Annotated in this window: 6 protein-coding genes; 1 reads left to right on the forward strand and 5 read right to left on the reverse strand. The window is 76.0% G+C overall.

The window, feature by feature from the left end; genetic code table 11:
* The 5 genes from ABZW03_RS36875 to ABZW03_RS36895 all read right to left on the reverse strand — a co-directional run.
* Window positions 1-1598: copper resistance protein CopC (locus tag ABZW03_RS36875; RefSeq protein WP_355268643.1), on the reverse strand; the 1598-nt coding region annotated here is incomplete at its 3' end.
* 16 nt (window positions 1599-1614) lie between these two features.
* Window positions 1615-2127: a copper chaperone PCu(A)C gene (locus tag ABZW03_RS36880; RefSeq protein ID WP_355268645.1), complete on the reverse strand. Its 513-nt coding sequence runs from the start codon at window positions 2125-2127 to the stop codon at window positions 1615-1617.
* Window positions 2124-2783: an SCO family protein gene (locus ABZW03_RS36885; RefSeq protein ID WP_355268647.1), complete on the reverse strand. Its 660-nt coding sequence runs from the start codon at window positions 2781-2783 to the stop codon at window positions 2124-2126. Before ABZW03_RS36885 ends, ABZW03_RS36880 begins: the two co-directional genes overlap by 4 nt.
* 78 nt (window positions 2784-2861) lie before the next feature.
* On the reverse strand, window positions 2862-3614 hold the full coding sequence (locus ABZW03_RS36890) for a YcnI family protein (RefSeq protein WP_355268649.1): 753 nt from the start codon (window positions 3612-3614) through the stop codon (window positions 2862-2864).
* A gap of 184 nt (window positions 3615-3798) precedes the next feature.
* Entirely contained in the window at window positions 3799-4611 is an 813-nt protein-coding gene (locus tag ABZW03_RS36895) for a hypothetical protein (RefSeq protein WP_355268651.1), read from the reverse strand.
* Window positions 4612-4841: 230 nt separating this feature from the next.
* Between ABZW03_RS36895 and ABZW03_RS36900 the strand changes: the two genes are divergently transcribed.
* Window positions 4842-5134: ATP-binding protein (locus tag ABZW03_RS36900; RefSeq protein WP_355268653.1), on the forward strand; the 293-nt coding region annotated here is incomplete at its 3' end.

Genomic DNA, 5134 nt, shown 5'->3' on the forward strand with positions numbered 1-5134 from the left:
CCGGCCCCGACCTCGCCCGCCACCCGCCCGGGCGGGGAGTTGGTGAGCATCGTGGTGACCACCAGCACCGCCACCGCGACCAGCGCCTCGACCAGCACCGAGCGGCGCAGCCCGGCCCGGGTCGGGGTCAGCCCGCGGTCGCGTCCGGCGCTGCGCCGGGCGGCCCGCTGGCGCTCCAGCTGCGCCTGCCGGACCGGGTCCTCGCTGTGGGCCGCCACGGCGACCGGCTCCGGCAGTTCGGCCGGTGCGACCTCCACCGCCTCGGCCGGGGCCGAGCGCAGCCGGGCCAGCCAGGAGCGGGAGATCCAGGCGACGCCGAGCATCGCGACCACGCAGCCGCTCTTCACCAGCAGCAGCCGCCCGTACTCGGTGCCGGTCAGCGCGCCCCAGCCGCCGAGGCCCCGCCAGGACTGGTAGACCCCGGTCGCGGCCAGTACGGCCACCGAGCCGAAGGCGACCTTCGAGAAGCGGTCCACCACCTCGGCGCCGACGCCCTCGCGCAGCGCGACCAGCAGCGCGGCCAGCCCGCCCAGCCAGAGCGCCATGGCGATCAGGTGCAGGATGCCGAGCGGCAGCGCCAGCCAGACCTGGATGCCCACCGAGGCGTGGGCGGCGCCGACCCAGGTCGCCGCGAGGGCGACCGCCAGCACCAGCCCGGCCACGCCGAGACCGAGCCGGACCTCGCGCTGCGGCCGTTCGGCGGCCCGCTGCTCCAGCTCGCGCAGCTCGGCGGCCTCGGCGTCCTCCTCGGACCCCCCGTCCGCGGGCTGGGGCGCGACCGGTCGCGGCGGCTGCCCCAGCTGTCCGACCAGCAGTGACAGGAACACCCCGCCCGCCGCGAGCAGCAGCAGCCGGGCGGCCAGCGCGGTGCCGATCCGCTCGTCCAGCGTGGCGCGCACCAGCGACAGGTCGAAGGCCTGCCCGACCCCCGAGCCGCGCTCGTACGGGCCGCGCAGCAGGAGCACCGCGACGGTGGAGACCAGCAGCGCCGTCCAGCCGGTCATCAGCAGCCGCTGCACCGGACGCCGGGCGGTGCCGGCCGGCCAGCAGAGCAGCACGAACGCGGCGACGCCGACCAGCAGCGCGAAGGCGGTGTACGCGACGGTGCGCCCGGTGCCGTACAGGGCGGCGACCAGCCCGTCGGCCTCGGCGCCCTGCAGCGCGGTGGCCGACACGGAGGTGTCCGAGGGCGCGCCGACCGAGAAGGTGAACGCCCCGCCGATCGGGTGCGAGTCGTCCGAGACGGCCCGCCAGGCCACCGTGTACGTGCCGTTGGCGAGGTCGCTCCGCAGCCCGACCCGGGCGGTGTTGCCCTTGCCGTCGGCGTGCGCCGGGTTGCCGGTGTCCACGGCCTTGCCGGCCGGGTCGAGCACCCGGACGGAGTCGCCGGAGAGCGAGACGGACTCGCTGAAGGTCAGCGTCACCGCCTGCGGGGCGGTGGCGACCACCGAGTTCTGCCGCGGGTCGGTGGAGTCCAGGGTGGCGTGCGCGGAGGCCGGCCCGGCGCCCGCGAGCATCAGCGCGAGCAGCGCGCCGAGCACTCCGAGCACCCCGGCGATCCGGCGGTGGGTGGCCTTCTCCAGGCCGGCCGACTGCATGGTGACGATCTCCCCTTTAACTCTGGCCGGGGCGGTAGGTGAGCTCCTTGACCGGCACCTTGACGGAGATGGTGCCGGCCTTGGCGAAGGTGAGGTCGAGCTCCAGCTCGTCGCCGAGGGCCGGGGCCTTCTGCCATCCCATGATCATCAGGTGGTTGCCGCCCCGGGCGAGCTGCAGGGCGCCGTGCGCGGGCACGTCCAGGGCCTCCACCTGCTCCATGGTCGACGCGGTCGAGCGGTGCATGGTGACCGACCCGGCGGCCGGGCTGGTCACCTTGAGCAGCTGGTCCTGCCCGCCGTCGTTGCGGACCGTCAGGTAGCCGGCCGCCATGCCGCCGGCCGGGGGCAGCGGGATGTAGGAGTCGGCGACACTGAGCCTGGCCGGGCCGTCGGCGGCGTCCTGGCCGCCGGTGCCGCCGTCCGTCCCGCAGGCGGCCAGGATGGCGCCGCCGCCCAGGGCCGTCGCGACGACGGCGCCGAGCAGGGCGGAGCGGCGGAAGCGGCGGGTCCCGGTCTGCGCCGGGGTCACGCCGCGACCCCCTTGGCGAGCAGCGGCAGGTCGTGCTCGTAGGTCTTCTCCTCGGTGCCGCTCATGTAGAGCACGTGCGCCTTGTCGTCCGAGGGGAGGAAGGCCAGCACCTGCGCGCCGTGGGTGGAGGTGACCGTGCCGTCCGCGTTGACCACCGGGTCCTCGATCATGATGCCGAGCGACTTGGCGGCGGTCTTCACCTTGGCCAGGTCCCCGGTGAGGCCTATGAAGTCGCTGCCCATCGAGTCCAGCCAGGTGCGCAGCACCTGCGGGGTGTCGCGCTGCGGGTCGGTGGAGACGAAGACGACGTTGACCTTCTGCCGGTCCTCCGCGGGGAGCGCCTTCATCGCGACGCCGATGTCGCCCATGGTGGTCGGGCAGACGTCCGGGCAGCTGGTGTAGCCGAAGAACAGCAGGGTGGCCTTGCCGTTGGTCTTCTGGCGCAGGTCGTACGGCTGGCCGGAGGTGTCGGTCAGCTGGAGGTCCGGCTTCTCGAAGTTCTTGGCCAGCTTGGTGCCCTGGTACGGGGTGTCCTCCTTCTGCCGGGTGACCTTGGCGGCGGTGGAGTCGCCGCCGGAGGAGCCGCAGGCGGAGAGGGTCAGGGCGGCGGCCAGCGCGAGGGCGGCCGCGCCGGCCAGACGGGTGGTGCGGGGCATGGGAGTTCCGATCGTGCGCGGTGGACCGCCGGCGGGGCCGTACCCGGGGGCCGGGCACGGCCCCGCCGGCGCGGGGGGTCAGGAGGCGGAGCCGCCGCTCTTGCGGCGCAGGCCGAGCACGCCGACGGCGGTGCCGATCACGCCGACCACGATGCCGACCACGCCCAGGGTGCGGGCGGTGGAGTCGCTGGACTTCGCGTCGTCGCCGGCGGAGGCGGCGTGGTCGGAGCTGTCCTGGTGGGCGCCGGCGGCCGGGGAGGCGGTGACGCCGTGGCCGTCGCCCTCGGCGGCCTTGGTGAGCTTCAGGACGGGCGCGGGCTTGGCCGGCTCGGGCTGGCCGTCCTTGCTCTCGTCGATCCAGCGGGCGATGTCGCCGTTCTCGTAGGTCTGGAGCGTCTTGAAGACCAGGCTGTCGGTGTCGGTCGGCAGCGGGCCGAGCGAGACCCGGAACTCCTGGAACTGGCCGGGGGCGATCCTGGTGCCGGCGTCGGCGGTCCAGGTGATCTTGGAGACGGCCTCGGTGACGTCGTTGCCGTGCACCTTGATCGGCTTGTCGAGCTTGGCCTTCTCGACCGTGGCGGTCCAGCCCGGCAGCGGCTGGGTGCGGACCGAGGCCAGCGGGTGGTCCAGCGGGAGGTTGACCTCCAGCTTCACCGTGCCCGCCGTGTCGCTCTCGTTCGGCACCCGGAAGTCGACGGCCGTGTAGCCGCCCTGGGAGGCGGCGCCCGGGTTCACGGTGACGTGCGCGAAGGCGGGGCCGGCCAGCGCCACCACGGAGGCGGCGGCGGTGAGGGCGACGGCGGCGAGACGGCGGGTGGGAAGGGAACGCATGATGCGGGTCTCCGATCGGAGCTCGGCGGCGGCCGGTGCCGGGCGACGGGCGTGAGCCGTGCCGCGGGGGCCGCGCGTGGGGAGGTGGGGGCAGAGCCTCGGGCCGCCCCGGTGGTCGGGGAGCGGCCGGACGGAACGCGCGCCGGGCACCCGGTACGGCCGCAGGGCCGTCGGGAGACGCCGGTCAGTACGCGAGGGCCCCGCACGGCGGGCCGCGCCGCACCACGCTGTGCCGCAGCACGGCACCCGCCGGGAGCGGGTACTCCCCGCCCCGGGCGCCGAACCGGCGGGCCGGGCCCGCCACCCCGAAAAGACCGCGCAGCAGCGCGGCCACCAGTGCGAACGCCGTGCGCAGCGGTGCCGCCCAGTGCTCCCGGGCCGCCGTGGCGGCCACCCGCAGCAGCCGCCACAGCGCCGCCTCGCCGCGCCGCAGCCACCAGCCCGCGACCAGCGCGGCGCCCAGGTGCCCGGCCAGCATCGACGGCGTCATGCCGAACAGGCCGGCCTGCCACCAGGGCGCGGCGGCGTACGCGTGCGGGTCCAGGCCCGCGGAGGAGACCAGCTGCTCCGGGGACGGGCCGCCGGTCAGCCCGGCCAGCGTGCCGGGCCGGGCCTCGTTGCAGATCAGCCGGCCGGCCACCTGCGGCACGGTCAGCGGGCCGGAGCCGTGGTGCATGCCGGGCATCGAGCCGTTGAAGCCGTGGAAGAGGCAGTGCAGTCCGAGCTGCCCGGCGCCCAGCGCCCCGGCGATGGCCGCCAGCGAGCGCTCCCGCCCGCCGCCGACCGCCGCGAACGCCAGCACCGCGGCGAAGCCCAGCGCCAGCGCGGCCGGCGGCACGTTCCCGCCACCCGCCAGGGCGTGCCCGGCGGCCGCGATCAGGGTGCAGACCAGCGCGAACGGGACCGCCCGGGCAAGCCGCAGGTCCCAGGCGGCGGACCCCACCGGCTGGGCCGGTCCGGGGGCGCCCGGGAGCGGGGCGGCGGCGAGGGCAGTCATGGCCGGGCCATCCTCTCATTGCGTACGCCACCGACACGGGCAGGGTGGGAAATCCCTACGAATGCCCCTTTCGGCAGCGGCGTGCGAGGGGGCGTACGCGTCGCCCGGCACAGACCCCGGCCCCCGGTCCATCCGCCGAACGGGCGGTAGCGGGCCCCGCGCACGGTTCACCCGGGAATCGCCCGGAGATACCTAGTTGTATGTGGAGCCGCAGCCAGGAGGGACCTCCCGTGGACATCTGGTGGACTCTGCACCTCAAGCGCGACCCGGCCAGCGTTCCGCTGGCCCGGCGCATCCTGCTCGGTGCGATGGCGACCGCGGGCGTCGACCCGCAGATCGCGGACGACCTCGGCGTCGCCCTCACCGAGGCCTGCGCCAACGCCGTCGAGCACGGCGCGACCGGGCGGCCCGACGACGGCTTCCAGGTCACCGCCTCGATCTGCGGCGACCGGCTGCGGATCGAGGTCACCGACTCCGGCCCCGGCCTGCCCGCCCCCGCGGACCCCGCCGCGCCCGCCCGCCG

Origin of the sequence: Kitasatospora sp. NPDC004799, from assembly GCF_040609095.1 — a bacterium.
Classification (GTDB): Bacteria; Actinomycetota; Actinomycetes; order Streptomycetales; family Streptomycetaceae; genus Kitasatospora.